General features: G+C 61.8%; 15 protein-coding genes. 10 read left to right on the plus strand and 5 right to left on the minus strand.

What is annotated here, in order from left to right; all coding sequences use genetic code 11:
* Positions 1–3: 3 nt before the first annotated feature.
* Both lipB and lipA read left to right on the plus strand, forming a co-directional pair.
* Positions 4–681: a lipoyl(octanoyl) transferase LipB gene (gene lipB / locus BN1123_RS05320; RefSeq protein WP_026457355.1), complete on the plus strand. Its 678-nt coding sequence runs from the start codon at positions 4–6 to the stop codon at positions 679–681.
* Entirely contained in the window at positions 678–1643 is a 966-nt protein-coding gene (gene lipA, locus BN1123_RS05325) for a lipoyl synthase (RefSeq protein WP_042025734.1), read from the plus strand. The genes lipB and lipA overlap by 4 nt, the downstream gene beginning before the upstream one ends.
* A gap of 62 nt (positions 1644–1705) precedes the next feature.
* Here lipA and BN1123_RS05330 read toward each other — a convergent pair whose 3' ends face one another.
* Together BN1123_RS05330 and BN1123_RS05335 are read right to left on the minus strand one after the other, a co-directional pair.
* Positions 1706–2266 (minus strand): NUDIX domain-containing protein, encoded by a 561-nt coding sequence (locus tag BN1123_RS05330; protein WP_412149509.1) that lies wholly within the window; start codon positions 2264–2266, stop codon positions 1706–1708.
* A 7-nt stretch (positions 2267–2273) separates the two neighbouring features.
* Positions 2274–3074 (minus strand): DUF2989 domain-containing protein, encoded by an 801-nt coding sequence (locus BN1123_RS05335; RefSeq protein WP_042025738.1) that lies wholly within the window; start codon positions 3072–3074, stop codon positions 2274–2276.
* Positions 3075–3271: 197 nt separating this feature from the next.
* Here BN1123_RS05335 and BN1123_RS05340 point away from each other — a divergent pair, with 197 nt between their 5' ends.
* Positions 3272–4705: a glyceraldehyde-3-phosphate dehydrogenase gene (locus BN1123_RS05340; RefSeq protein ID WP_042025739.1), complete on the plus strand. Its 1434-nt coding sequence runs from the start codon at positions 3272–3274 to the stop codon at positions 4703–4705.
* Positions 4706–4764: 59 nt separating this feature from the next.
* A complete protein-coding gene (locus BN1123_RS05345; RefSeq protein ID WP_026457591.1) occupies positions 4765–5058 on the plus strand; it encodes a YeaC family protein in 294 nt (97 codons plus the stop codon).
* 91 nt (positions 5059–5149) lie between these two features.
* On the opposite strand, the gene ansA is transcribed toward BN1123_RS05345, so the two are convergent.
* On the minus strand, positions 5150–6157 hold the full coding sequence (gene ansA / locus BN1123_RS05350) for an asparaginase (RefSeq protein WP_042025741.1): 1008 nt from the start codon (positions 6155–6157) through the stop codon (positions 5150–5152).
* 508 nt (positions 6158–6665) lie between these two features.
* On the opposite strand from ansA, the gene gltS reads away from it, so the two are divergent.
* Complete coding sequence (gene gltS / locus BN1123_RS05355) at positions 6666–7865, plus strand: sodium/glutamate symporter (protein ID WP_042025743.1); 1200 nt, start codon at positions 6666–6668, stop codon at positions 7863–7865.
* Between the two features lie 270 nt (positions 7866–8135).
* On the opposite strand, the gene BN1123_RS05360 is transcribed toward gltS, so the two are convergent.
* Positions 8136–10007, minus strand: coding sequence for a methyl-accepting chemotaxis protein (locus tag BN1123_RS05360; RefSeq protein ID WP_042025744.1), 1872 nt, complete (start codon positions 10005–10007; stop codon positions 8136–8138).
* A 251-nt stretch (positions 10008–10258) separates the two neighbouring features.
* On the opposite strand from BN1123_RS05360, the gene prfB reads away from it, so the two are divergent.
* Positions 10259–11357 (plus strand): peptide chain release factor 2 gene (gene prfB / locus BN1123_RS05365; protein ID WP_124239217.1). Its coding sequence is split into 2 segments (ribosomal slippage): positions 10259–10333 and positions 10335–11357, totalling 1098 coding nucleotides; the frame shifts between segments, so codons are not numbered across the junction.
* 16 nt (positions 11358–11373) lie between these two features.
* A complete protein-coding gene (gene lysS, locus BN1123_RS05370) occupies positions 11374–12909 on the plus strand; it encodes a lysine--tRNA ligase (RefSeq protein WP_042025745.1) in 1536 nt (511 codons plus the stop codon).
* Between the two features lie 131 nt (positions 12910–13040).
* On the opposite strand, the gene BN1123_RS05375 is transcribed toward lysS, so the two are convergent.
* Positions 13041–13847: a PhzF family phenazine biosynthesis protein gene (locus tag BN1123_RS05375; protein ID WP_042025747.1), complete on the minus strand. Its 807-nt coding sequence runs from the start codon at positions 13845–13847 to the stop codon at positions 13041–13043.
* Positions 13848–14045: 198 nt separating this feature from the next.
* On the opposite strand from BN1123_RS05375, the gene BN1123_RS05380 reads away from it, so the two are divergent.
* From BN1123_RS05380 to BN1123_RS05390, 3 genes are read left to right on the plus strand one after another with little or no spacing between them, the layout of a single operon-like run.
* A complete protein-coding gene (locus BN1123_RS05380) occupies positions 14046–15836 on the plus strand; it encodes an assimilatory sulfite reductase (NADPH) flavoprotein subunit (RefSeq protein ID WP_042025748.1) in 1791 nt (596 codons plus the stop codon).
* Positions 15836–17548 carry an assimilatory sulfite reductase (NADPH) hemoprotein subunit gene (cysI, locus tag BN1123_RS05385; protein ID WP_042025750.1) on the plus strand — a complete coding sequence of 571 codons (1713 nt, stop codon included), beginning with the start codon at positions 15836–15838 and terminating at the stop codon, positions 17546–17548. Before BN1123_RS05380 ends, cysI begins: the two co-directional genes overlap by 1 nt.
* The gene (locus BN1123_RS05390) at positions 17538–18344 is read left to right on the plus strand and encodes a phosphoadenylyl-sulfate reductase (RefSeq protein WP_042025752.1); all 807 of its coding nucleotides are present in this window, start codon (positions 17538–17540) and stop codon (positions 18342–18344) included. Before cysI ends, BN1123_RS05390 begins: the two co-directional genes overlap by 11 nt.
* Positions 18345–18396: the final 52 nt, after the last annotated feature.

Genomic DNA, 18396 nt, shown 5'->3' on the forward strand with positions numbered 1-18396 from the left:
GCCATGTCATCCCGGATCCCCGCCCAGCCCACGCTTATCGTCAGACATCTGGGCCGTCGTCCCTACCAACCGGTATGGGACGCCATGAAAGCCTTCACCGACAGCCGCACCGGCGAGACCCCGGACGAGTTCTGGGTGGTGGAGCACGATCCCGTCTACACCCAGGGGCAAGCCGGCAAGGCCGAACATCTGCTGAACCCGGGCAATATCCCGGTGGTACAGAGCGATCGCGGCGGCCAGATAACCTATCACGGTCCCGGCCAGCTGGTGCTCTATGTGCTGGTGGATGTGCGCCGTTGCAAGCTGACGGTGCGCGAACTGGTCACCGCGCTGGAGACCGCCATCATCAATACCCTGGCGAAAAGCGACATCACGGCCTATGCCAAAGCGGACGCCCCCGGTGTCTACGTGAAAAACGAGCTCGGCATGGAGGCCAAACTGGCTTCCCTCGGCCTGCGCATCCGCAAGGGGTGCTCGTTTCACGGGCTGGCCCTCAACATCAACATGGACATGACCCCCTTCCTGCACATCAATCCGTGCGGCTACGCGGGCATGGCCATGACCCAGACCAGCGCCCTGGGCGGCCCGCAAAGCGTGGCCGAGGCGCAATCCATTCTGGTGGCCGAACTGGCCAGCCTGATTGGCTATCAGACAATAACAAACACCGAGAGTGAATCATGAGCAAACCCGTTCGTATGGAGCCGGGCGTCAAGCTGCGCGATGGCGACAAGATGGCCCTGATCCCGGTGAAATTCATGCCGGATCCCAACGAAGAACTCCTTCGCAAGCCGGACTGGATGCGGATCAAACTGCCCCCCTCCAGCCAGAAGATCGAGCACATCAAGAGCACCCTGCGCAAGAACAAGCTGCACTCGGTCTGTGAAGAGGCCTCCTGCCCCAACCTGGCGGAGTGCTTCAACCACGGCACGGCGACCTTCATGATCATGGGCGCCATCTGTACTCGTCGCTGCCCCTTCTGCGACGTGGCCCACGGCCGTCCGCTCCCGCTGGATCCGGAAGAACCGAAGAAGCTGGCGCTCACCATCAAGGAGATGAACCTCAAGTACGTGGTGATCACCTCGGTGGACCGCGACGATCTGCGCGACGGTGGTGCCCAGCACTTCGCCGACTGCATCAAGCAGATCCGCGAGCACAGCCCGCAGACCCGCATCGAGATCCTGACCCCGGACTTCCGCGGTCGCATGGAGCAGGCCCTCGAGGTGTTCCGCGAGACCCCGCCGGACGTCTTCAACCACAACCTGGAAACCGCCCCGCGTATGTACCGGGTGGCCCGTCCGGGCGCCGACTACAAGTGGTCGCTGGAGCTGCTGCGCCGCATCAAGGAGATGCACCCGCACGTACCGACCAAGTCCGGTCTGATGATGGGTCTTGGCGAAACCAACGAAGAGATAGTCGAGGTGCTCAAGGATCTGCGCGAGCACGGCGTCAACATGCTGACTCTGGGCCAGTATCTGCAGCCGAGCCGCCACCACCTGCCGGTGAAGCGCTACGTGCCGCCCGCAGAGTTCGACGAGCTGAAAGACGTGGCGATGGAGCTCGGCTTCAGCCACGCCGCCTGCGGTCCCTTCGTGCGTTCCTCCTATCACGCCGATCTGCAGGCCAAGGGCGAAGAGGTCAAGTAACCTCATCCCTTGCCATCAAAAAGAGCGCCACAAGGCGCTCTTTTTATATCCGCTTCTCGACATTACCACTCATCGAACACGCCGCGCTGCCACCAGAGCTGCAGCTGGGCCAGCACCCGGGTCTCGCGCACAGTCCACTGCGGACAGGGGCCCGCCAGCTGGGTCTTGTTGATCTGCAGCGCCTCCTCGATGGCGATCCAGCCGGGTACGAAACCGAGCCGGATCTCGTAGGGCTGGGGCTGTGGGGCCACCAGCGTCTCCCCGATCCGGCAGAGGTAATAGAGGGAGCGTATGCAGTAGGCATCGACCCCCTGCTCCCGGGCCGGCCGGTACTCGCGGGTCTCGCCGAGCAGGGGCCCCACCTCCAGCAGCTCGGCGCCGCACTCCTCTCGCAGTTCGCGGGCCAGCGCCAGGGCATGGCTCTCACCTGCCTCGACGCCGCCGCCCGGGAACATGAAGTCGCCATTGACCCGGGAGTGCACCAGCAGCAGCTCGTCATCTCGCGCCACCACGGCGCGCACCGTCAGGCGCTCCAGGGTGCTGCCATCGGTCGGCACCTGGCCGTGGACAAAGTCGATGGCAAAGGGGTCGGGCCAACAGGAAGTCTGTGTCTGTAACGTCATCATTGTCTCAAGGCCGGTAGTTGCCTTGCCGGATCTGCTCGACCAGCTCGGCGGCCCGCTTGTCGTAGGCTTCGAGATCGGTCTTGCTCAGGGTGTGATAGATGCCAAAGCGTGCGGTGGAGACCTCGGGAGAGCCTTTGAACGATTCGCTCACCTTGCCCCAGAGGTAGGCCTGCCCATACTGCTTCTGACCCATGTAGAGGGTACTGAGGGAGGTCAGCAGGCGGCTGTTGACCGCGTCCCCCTGCCGGTAGAGAGAGAGGCCGTGCTGCAGGGTGTCGATCGCCTTGGCCGGATCGCTCTTGGCATAGATGCCCCCCAGCGCCAGCTGCAATTCAGGCTCCTCGAGCACCGGCTTGCCCTCGAGCGCCATGAACTGCTGGCGAGCCAGCTCGTTGGTGTTGTTGGTCCAGTGCCAAAGCAGCAGGTAGGGGTCCTGGGAGTTGCGGGTCGCCACATCCAGCTGGGCCAGCTGTTCGCCGGCGGCCAGCATGCCTTCCACCCGCGGACTCTTGAGCTCCTTGGCATTCTTGTATTCGATGTTGGTGGAGCGCTCCGCGCACTTGAGGTAGCGCTCAAGGTTGCGAATCAGCTCGTATTTGCGGCGATCCGTCTCCTCCTCCTTGAGGTAGAAACGGCTGCGGATGATGTCGGTACGCTCGTAGCGGCACCAGCCATCGTCCACCAAGTCCTGACACAACTCGGGATGGTTGTTGCAAATGTTGTGGAGCCGATCGTCATTGCAGCCTGCGGCGGCAAACATGATCGGGAGCAGGATGAGTGTTGGGCGCATAGGCAGATCTGTCATGACTCACATCTGGTTAATTACAATAGGAGCCTGATGCGGCCACCTCCGGCTAGCAAACCGGTTACATATCCATTACAATGCGCGCGCCACTCAAGGCCGCGACTGCAGAATAATATAACGAAATATACACCCCTACAGTGATCTGCATTCGACGATTTTCTATTTGCACCAACAACGTGAAATAAAGGATCTGGTTAATGACCCACGAGCACTACTTGCAAGCGTGGCAGGAGAGCCAGGAGCTCGCCGAAGCCATGCAACCCCTGATTGGTCGTCTCTATCGCCAGCAAGGGGTCGAGATCACCGTCTACGGACGTCCGCTGCAAAACGCCTCCACCATCGATATCCTCAAGGCCCACAGGGTCGTACGCCGCCACCAGGGCGCCCCCCTCCCCATCCAACAGAGCTTTCCCCTGCTGCAGGCCATCGTGGCCCTGAAACCGACTGTTGCCGAGATCGATCTGGGTAAACTGGCCGTTGGTTACTGGCAGGAGCATCAGGATGAGGCGGGCATTGAGGACTATCTGAAAGCCAAACTGGCACCGGCCCTGGGCCGTGGTGAGGTTCCCCAGCCGACGGATGTAGTGCTCTACGGTTTTGGTCGCATCGGCCGCCTGCTGGCCCGCCTGCTGATCGAACGTACCGGCGCCGCCAACTCCCTGCGCCTGCGCGCCATCGTGGTACGCGGCGGTCGTGACGGAGATCTGGAAAAACGCGCCAGCCTGCTGCGCCGCGACTCCGTCCATGGCCCCTTCAACGGTTCCATCGAAGTGGACGTGGAGCGCAGCGCCATCATCGCCAACGGCACCTACATCCAGGTGATCTACGCCAATAGCCCGGCCGATATCGATTACACCGCCTATGGCATCCAGAACGCCCTGATCATCGACAACACCGGCGTCTGGCGCGACGAGGCAGGCCTCAGTGAACATCTCAAGGCGCGCGGCGCCGGCAAGGTGCTGCTGACCGCTCCCGGCAAGGGCGAGATGAAGAACGTGGTATTCGGGGTCAACCATGAGGTGATCACCCCGGAAGATCGCATCATCTCCGCCGCCTCCTGCACCACCAACGCCATCACCCCTGTGCTCAAGGTGATGCAGGAGAGATACGGCATCCGCCACGGCCACGTCGAAACGGTGCACTCCTACACCAACGATCAGAACCTGATCGACAACTATCACAAGGGCGAGCGCCGCGGTCGCAGTGCAGCCCTCAACATGGTGATGACCAGCACGGGTGCCGCCAAGGCGGTAGCCAAGGCGCTGCCCGAACTCAAGGGCAAGCTCACCGGCAACGCCATCCGGGTGCCGACTCCCAACGTGTCGCTCGCCATCATCAACCTGTCGCTGGAGCAGGCCACCGATCGGGAGAGCCTCAACGCCTATCTGCAACAGATGTCGCTGAGCTCGGCCCTGCATCGCCAGATTGACTTCAGTGCCAGCACCGAGCTGGTCTCCTCCGACATGGTGGGTTCCCGCTTCGCCGGCATCGTGGACTCCCAGGCCACCATCGCCGAAGGGGATCACTGCGTGCTCTACGTGTGGTATGACAACGAGTTCGGATACAGTTGTCAGGTAGTGCGGGTGATGGAGCAGATGGCTGGCGTAGTCCGTCAGGATCTACCTGCATAACCCGCCAGGATCTGCCCGCCCAAGCCCGGGTTCATGGCTCAATTTCAAGGAGAGGCCGGATGTCGTATCAACAAGGTGAGTTTCAACAAGCAATCAGGCAGATGCCCAAAGAGGTGTACGAGCGGCTCAAGACCGCGGTCGAGCTTGGCAAGTGGCCAGATGGCAAGCCCCTCACCGACGAGCAGAAGGCCACCTCCCTGCAGGCCGTGATGGCCTGGCAGGCGATGCACCTTGAAAATCCCGAGCACATGAATATTGGCCGTGACGGCGAGATCGTGATGAAGAGCAAGAGCGAGCTCAAGCGCCAGTACCGCGACGAAGAAGAGATAGTGCGGGTCGACCTCAGCCACTGAGACTGACCCGACAAGTCGCTGCTGGCAGCGCACAACAAAGAGGGGAGCCATCATGGCTCCCCTCTTGTTTTATCCGCACCTTACCCGCTCATCAGGGGGTCAGTTCGCCACGCAGGGATTGCTGCATCAGCTCGCGAATGCGGTGGGAGGGCAAGCCCTGGCTCAGCAGGAAGTGCAGCTTGGTCAGTGCCGCCTCGGCGGTCATGTCGAAGCCCGAGATGACCCCGGCGCGGGAGAGGGCGTTGCCGGTGGCATAGCCGCCCATGTTGACCTTGCCATGCAGACACTGGCTCAGGTTGACGATGATGACGCCGCGGGCCGAGGCCTCGGAGAGCAGCGCCAGCATGGTCGGATTCTGCGGTGCATTGCCGACCCCGAAGGAGAGCAGGATCAGCGCCTTCACCGGCTGCTGCAGGATATTGGCGATCACCTCGCTGGAGATCCCGGGATAGAGGGTCACCACGCCGATGGGCTGGGGGGTGATGTCGTGCAGCACCAGGGGCTGATCGGACGGTACCCCCAGCTCGCCTGCCTCCAGGGAGATGGCGATGCCGGCGTTGAGCAGCGGCGGATAGTTCGGCGAGTCGAAGGCGTGGAAGCCGTCCGCATGCACCTTCTTGCTGCGATTGCCGCGATAGAGCTGGTTGTTGAAAAAGAGCGTCACCTCGTGGATCGGGTAGTTGGCCGCGATATAGAGGGCGTTGAGCAGGTTCTGCTGGCCGTCGGAGCGCAGCTCGGCGAGCGGGATCTGGGAGCCGGTGATGATGACCGGCTTGTGCAGATCTTCGAGCATGAAGGAGAGCGCCGAGGCGGTGAACGACATGGTGTCGGTACCGTGCAGAATGACGAAACCGTCGTATTTCTCGTAGTTGTCGCGAATGTCCTCGGCGATGCGCTGCCAGTCCGCCGGGGTCATGTCGGAGGAGTCGATGAGGGGATCATATTCGTGAATATGGTAATCGGGCATCTCGGGCCGATGAAACTCGGGCATCCGCGCCAGACAATCTTCCATAAAGCCCGCCATCGGCACATAGCCGTGGTCGGAACGCTGCATCCCAATGGTGCCGCCTGTGTAGGCGATGTAGATGGACTTCTTCACACCCTCTCCTCTTGGTTGGCCGGATCAGTGGGCCGGAAACCGGCGGATTATATAGGGATAGCCCCTCTTCTTCACACCCCATCCGTCGCATCTTGTGATGCCTGCCCGGGCACGATGGGGCGGCAAGGTGTGCCATATCCATTGTTATCCCTCAGTCAAACACGCTGTTTTTCCCACGCCCGGGCTGAGTTGGACAGGCAGCAGGAGCCAATCATTTCGAACCTCAACACGCCCTACCCCATAGGTATTAAATCTCGAAAAAAGAACAAATAATGGTCAACAAGGCATGAAATATGGAATTAATAGGTGTTTTTTGCTACAGTCCGCCGGATTTTACCAAAATCTCATCTGGATGCCTGAGCATGTCAGGCCCGCACTGGCTCCATCTTCATGGAGCGGGGAACCTTTCCCCTTCTTTGCTGGCACGTTCGCCGCACTGTTTTTATCCCGGCTGAATCTGTGAGTCTTCACCACCGAAAGACACAGCCAATCAACATGGGAGTACTGAATGCTACAACTTGATTCCTACGCCACTCTTGTCGCCGCCACCCTGGTGTTGCTGCTTGGTCGTCTGCTGGTTACCCGCGTCGGGCTGCTGCGCACCTTCAACATCCCCAAACCGGTTGCCGGCGGCCTGGTGGTCGCGCTGGTACTGCTGTTGCTGCGCTCCACCCTGCAGATGGAGTTGCAATTCGACACCAGCCTGCAAACCCCGCTGATGCTGGCCTTCTTCGCCTCCATCGGCCTCTCCGCCGATTTGGGCAGCCTCAAACGCGGCGGCAAGGCGGTGGTCACCTTCCTGATGGTGGTCACCGGCCTGCTGCTGGTACAAAACAGCCTGGGGGTGGGCCTGGCCACTCTGCTCGGTCTGGATCCCCACATGGGGCTGCTGGCCGGCTCCATCACCCTCTCCGGCGGCCACGGCACCGGAGCGGCCTGGAGTACCACCTTCTCCGACAAGTACGGCGTGCAGTCTGCCGCCGAACTCGCCATCGCCTGCGCCACCTTCGGTCTGGTGCTGGGGGGCCTCATCGGCGGTCCGGTGGCCCGCTATCTGGTGAAGAAGGTGCAGGTGCCGGGCGAAGAGCACAACCAGGATGACGCGCCCCAGGGCTTCGAGATGCCCGACATGGAGCGCCCGCTCACCCCGTTCAGCGTGATTGAGACCCTGGCGCTCATCGCCATCAGCTTGAAAGGGGGCGAGCTGCTCTCCCTCTACCTCAAGGGCAGTGTCCTCGAGCTGCCGATCTTCGTCTGCGTGCTGTTCGTCGGCGTACTGCTGCGCAACGCCCTGACCCTGCTCAACTGGCATGAGGTGAGTGACCGCGAAGTCTCCCTGCTCGGCAACATCAGCCTGTCGCTGTTCCTGGCGATGGCGCTGATGAGCCTGAAGCTGTGGGATCTGGCCAGCCTGGCGCTGCCCATCTTCATCCTGCTGGCCGCCCAGACAGTGGCGATGGCGCTCTACGCCGTCTTCGTCACCTTCCGGGTCATGGGTAAAAACTACGATGCGGCCGTGCTGGCGGCAGGTCACTGCGGCTTTGGCCTGGGGGCGACCCCGACGGCCATTGCCAACATGCAGGCCATCACCCTGCGCTTCGGCCCCTCTCACCTGGCGTTTCTGGTGGTGCCCATGGTGGGGGCCTTCTTCATCGACATCATCAACGCCATGGTGATCAAACTGTTTATGGCGCTGCCCTTCCTGTAATCCCGACCAGACAGAACCATGATGACAAGAGCCCACCGCAAGGTGGGCTCTCTGTTTTGGGCATCAGTCTGCATGGCAAAGTGCTGACCAAAGGCCAGATATGCTGTCACCTGGCACATGGCACATGGCACATGGCACATGGCACATGGGAGTTAAACGCAGGTTTTCTCCCTCTACCTCCCCTTTACCAACCGCGACTACCACGATAACGGCCAATAAAAAGCCCCGCGATCATCGATCGCGGGGCTCGGTTGCAACGGGTCTGCCTGATTACAGGATAAAGGTCGCGACCTGCTGGTTCAGATCGGTTGCCCGTCCCTTGAGTCCGGCGGCCTGATCCAGATCCCGCATGGCGGCGGCGGTGATCTCGTCGCTCACATCCTTGATGGCGGTGGTGTTCTGAGTGATCTCGCCGGTCACCTGGGTCTGCTCCTCGGCGGCAGTGGCAATCTGGCCCGCCATGTCGGAGATGAGGGAGACGGCCTGGGTGATCTCTTCGAGCGCGGCGGCGGCGGCATCGGCATCCTGCACGCTATTGTCGGCCAGCCCCTGGCTCGTCTGCATCAGGCTCACGGCACGGGAGGTGGTCTGCTGCAGCGTCTCTATGGTGGACTGGATCTCCTGGGTGGAGTCCTGGGTACGGCGCGACAGCACCCGCACCTCGTCCGCCACCACGGCGAAGCCGCGACCCTGCTCGCCGGCACGGGCCGCTTCGATGGCCGCGTTCAGCGCCAGCAGGTTAGTCTGCTCGGCGATGCCCTGGATGGTGGAGAGGATGCCGGAGATGGCCTGGGCGTGACGGCTCAGCTCGCCGATCACCTCGGTCGCCTGACCCACTTCATCGGCCAGACCGTTGATGGATTGACGAGTCTTGTTGACCAGCATCTTGCCCTGCTCACTGCTCTGGGCCGACTGCTGGGCCGCAGCAGCTGTGCTCTCGGCGTTGTTGGCGATCTCCTGGGTGGCGCTCGCCATCTCGGTCACCGCGGTGGCGACCATGGTCACCTCCTGCTGCTGGCGCTGCAGCTCTTCGACCGCCGCCTGGTTGGTCACCAGACTGCGCTCGGCATCGGCGTCCAGCTCGCTGGCCAGCTTGCGGATATTGCCGATCAGCTGGTGCTGGCTGCCGACGAAACGGTTGAAGCTGTTGGCCAGCTGACCGACCTCGTCATTGGTGTCGATCTTGATGCGCTGGGTCAGATCGCCGTTGCCGTCAGCAATGCGGGCCAGTGCCTGGGAAACCTTGGTGAGCGGGCCGAGCAGCAGGCTGACCAGCCAGGAGATGGCGAGGATGCTGCCCACCAGCACTAGCAGAGCCAGGCCGAGCTGGGTCATCAACAGGGAGGAGAGCGGCGCCTCCAGGGTCGCCTTGTCCAGTACCAGTACCAGCTCCCAGTCTGTATCCGGAATGTCCACCGCCCACAGCAGCTTGTCGCGCCCTTCGCCATCGAAGTAGGCCGGCACCAGCTCGTGGCTGGCCTTGCTCTGTTCAATCAGGGCGTTGGTCAGATCGTTGTCGATCTCGGTGGTCGGCTTCATCGCCTTGGCGGCATCCTTGTAGGCGATGACAGTGCCGTCCTTGTGCATCATGACGGCGAAACCGTCGGCCGGCAGAGTCATCTTGGTGACGTCTTCCACCAGGGAGGCGATGGAGAGATCGCCGCCAACCACACCGCCCTGGGCCGGTTGGGCCAGGGTCACCACCAGGATGTTGTAGGCCACGTCCAGATAGGGTTTGGTGACTATCATGCCCCCCTTGGCCATGGCCTCCTGATACCAGCCACGGGAGCGGGGATCATAACCGTCACGGTTGATGGAGGGGTCAGAGTCATTCATCTTGCCGCTGCTCTCGCCAAAATAGGTGAGCTGGAAGCGGCCGGAGACCTGTGCCTGCTGCAGGGCATTGAGGGGCTCGGCGCCAGCCTTGTTGCCAAGGGCCTGCACTACATCACGACGGGCAGCCAGCCAGTCGCTGATCCGTTCAGCCTGCTGGTTACCCAGACGCTGTACCTGCTCCTGACTGCCTTGCAACAGCAGCGACTTCTGGCTGCTGTAGCCTTGCCAGGAGAGCAAGGTGATCACCAGCGAGAGGGCGATCACCACCGATAACAGTATCTTTTGCTTGAGTGATAGATTTTTCATCATGGTTCTTCTTATGAGATCAGGAACAGGATTTCCCAAAAAGTGCATGGCACCCGTATGTTATAGCGACGTTATTAGCCAGAACTGAACCCTTATTCCGGGTTGCGGGCGGTATTTTCTACTGGAGTGGGGAAAACTGCACCAGAAATTGCCTACAGGGCACGCACAAGGACAGGCGGCCCTGTTTATTCCTTCCACAATTGGCTAGAATGACCCGTTTTCAAATCACATCGATCCTGAGAGTTTTCACGATGTTCGAAGTTAATCCTGTATTGAACAAACTTAAGGAGCTGTCTGAGCGGACCGAGCTTCTTAGGGGGTACCTTTGACTATGACGCCAAGAAAGAGCGTCTGGAAGAGGTAAACGCCGAGCTGGAACAGCCCGACGTCTGGAATGAGCCGGAGCGCGCACAGGCGCTGGGCAAGGAGCGTGTCGCGCTGGAAAACGTGGTTGGCACCATCGATACCCTGACCCAGGGCGTGGAAGATGTCGAGATGCTGGTCAGCCTGGCCGTGGAAGGGGAAGACGAAGAGACCTTCAACGAAGCCATCGCCGAAGCCGAGCAGCTGGAAGCCAAGCTGGTGGAGCTGGAGTTCCGCCGCATGTTCTCCGGCCAGCACGACGGTTCCGACTGCTATATCGACATTCAATCCGGCTCCGGTGGTACCGAAGCACAGGATTGGGCCAACATGGTGCTGCGCATGTACCTGCGCTGGGGCGATGCCCACGGCTACAAGCCTGAGCTCATCGAATGCTCAGAGGGTGACGTGGCCGGCATCAAGTCCGCCACCATCAAGTTCACCGGCGAATACGCCTTCGGCTGGCTGCGCACCGAAACCGGCGTGCACCGTCTGGTTCGCAAATCCCCGTTCGATTCCGGTGGCCGTCGCCACACCTCGTTCTGCTCCGTGTTCGTCTATCCCGAAATCGACGACGATATCGAAATCGATATCAACCCGGCCGATCTGCGTATCGACGTCTACCGCGCCTCCGGTGCCGGCGGTCAGCACGTTAACCGGACTGAATCCGCGGTGCGTATCACCCACGTCCCGACCGGTGTCGTGGTACAGTGCCAGAACGACCGTTCCCAGCACAAAAACAAAGATCAGTGTATGAAGCAGCTGAAAGCCAAGCTCTACGAGCTGGAAATTCAGAAGCAAAACGCTGAGAAACAAGCCCTGGAAGAGACCAAGTCCGATATCGGTTGGGGCAGCCAGATCCGCTCTTACGTGCTGGATGACTCCCGTATCAAGGATCTGCGCACCGGCGTCGAAACCCGTAATACTCAATCGGTGCTCGACGGTGACTTGGACAAGTTTATCGAAGCCAGCCTGAAATCAGGTCTGTAAACAAGCAGGAATCACCATGTCTGAACAAACCACTACTCCGGAAGTCGACCAAACTCTCGAACTCAACAATGAGATGACAGAGCGTCGTTCCAAGCTGGCCGCCCTGCGCGCCCAGGGCAATCCCTTCCCCAACGACTTTCGTCGTGACAGCCTCTCCGGCGATCTGCAGGCAGAGTTTGGCGACAAAAGCGCCGAGGAGCTGACTGCCCTGGGTAAACGGGTGAAGATTGCCGGTCGTATCATGACCCGCCGGATCATGGGCAAGGCATCCTTCGCGACCCTGCAGGACATGGCTGGCAAGATCCAGGTCTATGTGACTCGTGACGACCTGCCGGAAGGCTTCTACAACGAGCAGTTCAAGAAGTGGGATCTGGGTGACATCGTCGGTGTCGAAGGCACCCTGTTCAAGACCCAGACCGGCGAGCTGTCCGTGCACGTCTCCGACATCCGCCTGCTGACCAAGGCACTGCGCCCGCTGCCCGAGAAGCACAAGGGTCTGACCGACCAGGAAGCCCGCTGCCGTCAGCGTTACCTGGATCTGATCGCCAACGAAGAGTCCCGCAAGACCTTCGTGACCCGTACCAAGGTGGTGGCCGGTATCCGCAAGTTCCTGAACGACAAGCGCTTCATGGAAGTGGAAACCCCCATGATGCAGGTCATCCCGGGTGGCGCCTCCGCACGTCCCTTCATCACCCACCACAATGCGCTGGACATCGACATGTACCTGCGTATCGCTCCGGAACTCTATCTGAAGCGTCTGGTGGTCGGTGGTTTCGAGCGCGTGTACGAGATCAACCGCAACTTCCGTAACGAAGGTATCTCCGTTCGCCATAACCCCGAGTTCACCATGCTCGAGTTCTATATGGCCTACGCCGACTACATCGATCTGATGGATCTCACCGAAGAGATGCTGCGCACCCTGGCGCAGGACATCCTGGGCGACACCAAGATCCGTTACGCCAAAGAGGGCGAAGAGGGCCTGACCATCGATTTCGGTCAGCCGTTCCAGCGCCTCTCCATGGTTGACTCCATCCTGAAGTACAACCCGGATGTGACCCGCGACGATCTGGCGACCCTGGAGAAGGCCACCGCCGTCGCCAAGCGCCTGCACATCGAGCTGATGAAGAGCTGGGAGCTGGGTCATGTGATCACCGCGATCTTCGAAGAGACCGTGGAGCACATGCTGCTGCAACCGACCTTCATCACCGAGTACCCGGCCGCCGTCTCTCCGCTGGCCCGTCGCAACGACCAGAACCCGGACGTCACCGACCGCTTCGAATTCTTCATCGGCGGCCGCGAGCTGGCCAACGGCTTCTCCGAGCTGAACGATGCGGAAGATCAGGCCGAGCGCTTCCAGGCTCAGGTTGACCAGAAAGCCGCAGGCGATGACGAAGCCATGTTCTACGACGCCGACTTCGTGACCGCGCTGGAACACGGTCTGCCGCCGACTGCTGGTCAGGGCATCGGTATCGACCGTCTGGTGATGCTGTTCACCAACAGCCACACCATCCGCGACGTCATCCTGTTCCCGGCTCTGCGTCCACAAAAGTAAGAGCCGAAGAAACAGGGCCGCAGCAGCACAGCTGCCGTCCATGACAATCAAAACGCCCCGCAACTGCGGGGCGTTTTTTTTATGGCGGGCACAGCCGGTGGCGAACGCTCAATACGCCGCTAGCTTGCCGCTTATAAGGCCGGCGGTAGCAGCCACTCCCCCTGCCACAAGGTGACGGCCTGACCCGCCATCAGCACCCGATCTCCCTGCAATTCAAGCCGCAGCTCACCGCCCCGGGCCGAGATCTGGCGGGCCCGCAGTTGCTGTTTGCCTAGCCGTTCGGCCCAGAAGGGCACCAGGGCGCAGTGGTTGGAGCCGGTCACCGGATCCTCGTCTACCCCGACCCAGGGGGCGAAGTAGCGGGAGACGAAGTCATGGTCCGGATCGCGCGAGGGCGCCGTCACCATCAGGCCACGACCGGGCAGCGCTCGCAGGGCCTGAAAATCTGGGGTGAGCGCACGGACCTCCTCCTCGCTGGCCAGCTCCAGCAAGAACTTGGCGCCGGCCGCCAGGGTTTGCAGCGGCTGGCAACCGACCGCCGCCGCATAGGCCGGATCCAGAACGAGCGGCGCCGGGGCAATGCACGGGAAATCGAGCCAGATCCACTCCCCTTCGCGCCGGGCCAGAAGCTCGCCGCTGCGGGTCTCGAAGCGAATGATGTCGTGCACAGCCAATGCTCCCGTCTGCCACAGCACATGAGCCGCAGCCAGAGTGCCGTGGCCACAGAGATCCACCTCGACCTTGGGAGTAAACCAACGCAGTCGGTAATGGGCATAACCAAGGGGTGTCAGAAAGGCGGTCTCCGAGAGGTTGAACTCGGCCGCCATGGCCTGCAATCCGGCATCCGGTTGGCTCGGCCCCAGCGCCACCACCGCCGGGTTGCCGCCAAAGGGCTGCCTGCTGAAGGCATTGACATGAAACAATCTGATGGTCGACATTCACGCTTCCTGTGTGATCAATCCGGGGCTCATTCATGGCTGTTTATACCATGACAATCGTCACGCCCCGAATGGCTAACATCCCTGCACCCTCTCCTTTTAATGCAACAATGGAATAAAGAAGATATTTTTATTCTTTGTTGTTATCCATCACACCCCTTACTCTGACCAAAAATCAGCCCATGGAAGATGTGTGTGATGCAATTGAAGGATCCCTTGACCCACCTCGCCCCCCTCTCTGATGAGCAGCAACGTCAGCTGAGCCAGGCACTTTCAACCCTCAATACCCAGCAACTGGCCTGGGTCAGCGGTTATCTCTACGGTCTCTCCCAGTCCGGTCAACAGCCTGTCGCTACAAGCACTGCAGCCGTTGCCCCCGCCGGCAATCTGACCATTCTCTACGGCTCCCAGACCGGCAACGCCAAGGGCGTGGCCAGCGCCATCAAGGCGCAGGCCGAGGCCCGTGGCCTGCCGGTGACCCTCACCTCCATGACGGACTACAAACCCAAGCAGCTCAAGAAAGAGACCCACCTGCTGGTGGTAGTGAGCACTTACGGGGAGGGTGAACCACCGGAGAGCGCGGTCGATCTGTACGAGCAGCTCAAGAAGGGCAAGGTCGGCAAGCTGGAAGGGCTCAAGTTCGCCGTGCTGGGGCTGGGTGACAGCTCCTATGAGTTCTTCTGCCAGACCGGCAAGGACTTTGACAGCCTGCTGACCAAGGCCGGCGCCGATCGGGTGCATGAACTCGCCAGCCTGGACGTGGATTATCAGGATGCCGCCAAGGCGTGGGGCGAACAGGCGCTCAACGCCATCGCCGCCACTCTCTCTGCCGGCCCTGCCGGCAGCAGCGTGGCCAGCGCGGTACAGCAGGCGGTCGGCCACAGCCAGTACAGCAAGGAGAACCCCTTCCCGGCCAGGCTCTCGGTCAACCAGAAGATCACCGGTCGCGACTCGACCAAGGATATCCGCCACATCGAGATCAGCCTCGAAGAGTCCGGCATCCACTATCAGCCGGGGGATGCGCTGGGCATCTGGTTTGACAACGATGCCGACCTGGTCGGTGAGGTCTTGGCGCTGGCTCATCTTTCCGGCGACGAGGCCACCGCCCGCGGCAGCCTGCGCGAGGTGCTCAGCCGCGAGCTGGAGCTGACCCGCTTGCACGGCGGCTTTATCACAGGGCTCGCTGACATATCGGATAACGCGGCGCTCAAAGATCTGGCCGGTGACAAGGCCCAGGTCAACGCGCTGGTGGCCAGCGCCCAGGTAGTGGATGTGCTCAAGCGCTTCCCGACCGCGCTCACAGCCGAACAGCTGATCGGCCTGCTGCGCCCGCTCACTCCGCGCCTCTACTCCATCGCCTCCAGCCAGAGCGAGGTGGAGGAAGAGGTGCACCTGACCGTCGGCGTGGTGCGCTACCCGCAGGAAGATGGCACAGTGCGCAGCGGCGCCGCCTCCTCCTACCTGGCGGACCGTCTGCCTGAAGATGCCGAGGTGCGGGTATTCGTGGAGCACAACGACAACTTCCGCCTGCCGCAAAACCCCGATACCCCCGTCATCATGGTGGGCCCTGGCACCGGCATCGCCCCCTTCCGGGCCTTCTTGCAGGAGCGGGAAGCGCAAGGGGCCGACGGCAAGAACTGGCTGTTCTTCGGCAATCCGCACTTTACCCAGGATTTCCTCTATCAGGTGGAGTGGCAGCGCTATGTGAAATCGGGCCTGCTGTCGAAGATCTCCCTGGCCTTCAGCCGGGATCAGGCCAACAAGATTTATGTGCAGGACCGCCTGCGCGAGGCAGGGCTCGAGCTCTACCAGTGGCTGGAAGCAGGCGCTCACTTCTATGTGTGCGGCGATGCCAATCATATGGCCAAAGATGTGCAGGAAGCCCTGCTGGATGTGATTGCCGAACATGGCCAGAAGAGCCGTGAGGAAGCAGAAGAGTATCTGAGCGAATTGCGTCGTGCCAAACGTTATCAAAGGGATGTCTATTGATGAGCAAACAAGTTATTCCAGGACCGGTGGAAGGACCGCTGGCGGACAACGAACGTCTGAAACGCGAGAGCAACTTTCTGCGCGGCACCATAGAGCAGGATCTCAAGGACCCGCTCACTGGCGGCTTCAACGGCGACAACTTCCAGCTGATCCGCTTTCACGGCATGTATCAGCAGGATGACCGCGACATTCGCCCCGAGCGCGCGGCCCAGAAGCTGGAGCCACTGCACAACGTCATGCTGCGTGCCCGCCTGCCCGGCGGCATCATCACCCCGGCCCAGTGGCAGGTGATCGACCAGTTTGCCGAGGAACACAGCCTGTACGGCAGCATCCGCCTGACTACCCGCCAGACCTTCCAGTTCCACGGGGTACTGAAGCGCGACATCAAGCTGATGCACCAGACCCTCAACAGCACCGGCATCGATTCCATCGCCACCGCGGGCGACGTGAACCGCAACGTGCTCTGCACCAGCAACCCGGTGGAATCCGAACTGCACCAGGAGGCCTACGAGTGGGCCAAGAAGATCTCCGAGCACCTGCTGCCCAAGACCCGCGCCTACGTGGAGATCTGGCTGGACGGCGAGAAGCTGGGGGATGACGAGGAGCCGATCCTGGGTTCCAACTACCTGCCGCGCAAATTCAAGACGACCGTGGTGATCCCGCCCCACAACGACGTGGACATCCACGCCAACGATCTCAACTTCGTGGCCATCGCCGAAGGTGGCAAGCTGGTGGGCTTCAACGTGCTGGTGGGCGGGGGTCTGGCCATGACCCACGGCGACACCAGCACCTACCCGCGCAAGGCGAGCGATTTCGGCTTCGTGCCCCTCTCCCACGTGCTGGAGGTGGCGGCCGCCGTGGTCAGCACCCAGCGCGACTGGGGCAACCGGGTCAACCGCAAAAACGCCAAGACCAAGTACACCCTCGAGCGCGTCGGCGTCGAGGCCTTCAAAGCCGAGGTGGAGAGCCGTGCCGGTATCCAGTTCGGGCCGGTACGTCCCTATGAGTTCACCAGCCGTGGCGATCGCTTCGGCTGGGTGGAGGGGATCGACGGCAAGCATCACCTGACCCTGTTCATCGAGAACGGCCGCCTGCTGGACTTCCCGGGCAAGCCCCTCAAGAGCGGCATGCTGGAGATCGCCAAGGTGCATCAGGGGGATTTTCGCCTGACCGCCAACCAGAACCTCATCATCGCAGGGGTACCCGCCAGCGAGAAGGCCCGCATCGAAGCCCTGGCGCGCCAGTACGGCCTGCTGGATGACGGCGTGAGCGAGCAGCGCAAGCAGTCCATGGCCTGCGTGGCCCTGCCCACCTGCCCGCTGGCGATGGCCGAGGCCGAGCGCATGCTGCCGGCTTTCGTCACCGACATCGAGGGGCTGCTAGCCAAGCACGATCTCGCCGATGACGCCATCATCTTCCGGGTCACCGGCTGCCCCAACGGCTGCGGCCGCGCCATGCTGGCGGAGGTGGGACTGGTGGGCAAGGCGCCGGGTCGCTACAACCTGCACCTGGGTGGCAACCTGGAGGGAACCCGCATCCCGCGCCTGCACCTGGAGAACATCACAGAGCCGCAGATCCTGACCGAACTGGACGCCCTGATCGGCCGTTGGGCCAAGGATCGCAACCCGGGCGAGTGCTTCGGCGACTTCGTCATTCGCGCCGGCATCATAGCTCCGGTCATCGACTCCGCGAGGGACTTCTATGCAGCCTGAACAGACTGATACAGCCCGGCTGGCGCGCACCGCCGACGGTCGGCTCGACCTCGACGCCCTGCTGGCCTTGAGCCGGGAGGAGCAGGTCGAGGCGCTGGCGCCCCTCAACCGGGCGCTGGACGCCATGAGCGCCCCCGAGCGGGTGCGCTGGGCCTTGGCCAACCTGCCAGGAGAGCACGTGCTGTCATCGAGCTTCGGCATCCAGGCGGCGCTGATGCTGCACCTGGTGAGCCGCGAGCGGGCCGACGTGCCCGTGGTGCTGACCGATACCGGTTATCTCTTCCCCGAGACCTACCGCTTTATCGACGAGCTGACCGAGCGTCTCGCCCTCAACCTCAAAATCTACCGGGCCGCGCTCAGTCCGGCCTGGCAGGAGGCCCGCTTCGGCCTCCTGTGGGAGCAGGGAGTGGAGGGGATCACCCGCTACAACCAGTTCAACAAGGTGGAGCCCATGGACCGCGCCCTGAACGAGCTCGGCGCCCGCACCTGGTTTTCGGGCCTGCGCCGGGAGCAGTCCGGCAGCCGGGGCACACTGCCGGTGCTGGCCATCCAGCGCGGCCGCTTCAAGTTCCTGCCGGTGATCGACTGGAGCAACAAGGACGTCTTCTACTACTTCAAGGAGTTCGACCTCCCCTACCACCCCCTGTGGGAGCAAGGTTACCTGTCGGTCGGCGACGTGCACACCACCACCAAGTGGGAGCCTGGCATGAGCGAGGAGCAGACCCGCTTCTTCGGCCTCAAGCGTGAATGCGGCCTGCACGAGGAGAGCGGCGAGAGCGACGGTTCAGGCATCTGATCCCGTCCGGCAACGCACCCTTCCGACAACAAAAAGCGCCCGGCAACTGCCG

Source organism: Aeromonas enteropelogenes, from assembly GCF_000819845.1.
Lineage (GTDB): Bacteria > Pseudomonadota > Gammaproteobacteria > Enterobacterales > Aeromonadaceae > Aeromonas > Aeromonas enteropelogenes.

Coding starts and splice junctions, on each gene's coding strand:
- lipB (WP_026457355.1), top strand. CDS start 4: ATGTCATCCCGGATCCCCGCCCAGCCCACGCTTATCGTCAGACATCTG.
- lipA (WP_042025734.1), top strand. CDS start 678: ATGAGCAAACCCGTTCGTATGGAGCCGGGCGTCAAGCTGCGCGATGGC.
- BN1123_RS05330 (WP_412149509.1), bottom strand. CDS start 2,266: ATGACGTTACAGACACAGACTTCCTGTTGGCCCGACCCCTTTGCCATC.
- BN1123_RS05335 (WP_042025738.1), bottom strand. CDS start 3,074: ATGACAGATCTGCCTATGCGCCCAACACTCATCCTGCTCCCGATCATG.
- BN1123_RS05340 (WP_042025739.1), top strand. CDS start 3,272: ATGACCCACGAGCACTACTTGCAAGCGTGGCAGGAGAGCCAGGAGCTC.
- BN1123_RS05345 (WP_026457591.1), top strand. CDS start 4,765: ATGTCGTATCAACAAGGTGAGTTTCAACAAGCAATCAGGCAGATGCCC.
- gltS (WP_042025743.1), top strand. CDS start 6,666: ATGCTACAACTTGATTCCTACGCCACTCTTGTCGCCGCCACCCTGGTG.
- BN1123_RS05360 (WP_042025744.1), bottom strand. CDS start 10,007: ATGAAAAATCTATCACTCAAGCAAAAGATACTGTTATCGGTGGTGATC.
- lysS (WP_042025745.1), top strand. CDS start 11,374: ATGTCTGAACAAACCACTACTCCGGAAGTCGACCAAACTCTCGAACTC.
- BN1123_RS05375 (WP_042025747.1), bottom strand. CDS start 13,847: ATGTCGACCATCAGATTGTTTCATGTCAATGCCTTCAGCAGGCAGCCC.
- BN1123_RS05380 (WP_042025748.1), top strand. CDS start 14,046: ATGCAATTGAAGGATCCCTTGACCCACCTCGCCCCCCTCTCTGATGAG.
- cysI (WP_042025750.1), top strand. CDS start 15,836: ATGAGCAAACAAGTTATTCCAGGACCGGTGGAAGGACCGCTGGCGGAC.
- BN1123_RS05390 (WP_042025752.1), top strand. CDS start 17,538: ATGCAGCCTGAACAGACTGATACAGCCCGGCTGGCGCGCACCGCCGAC.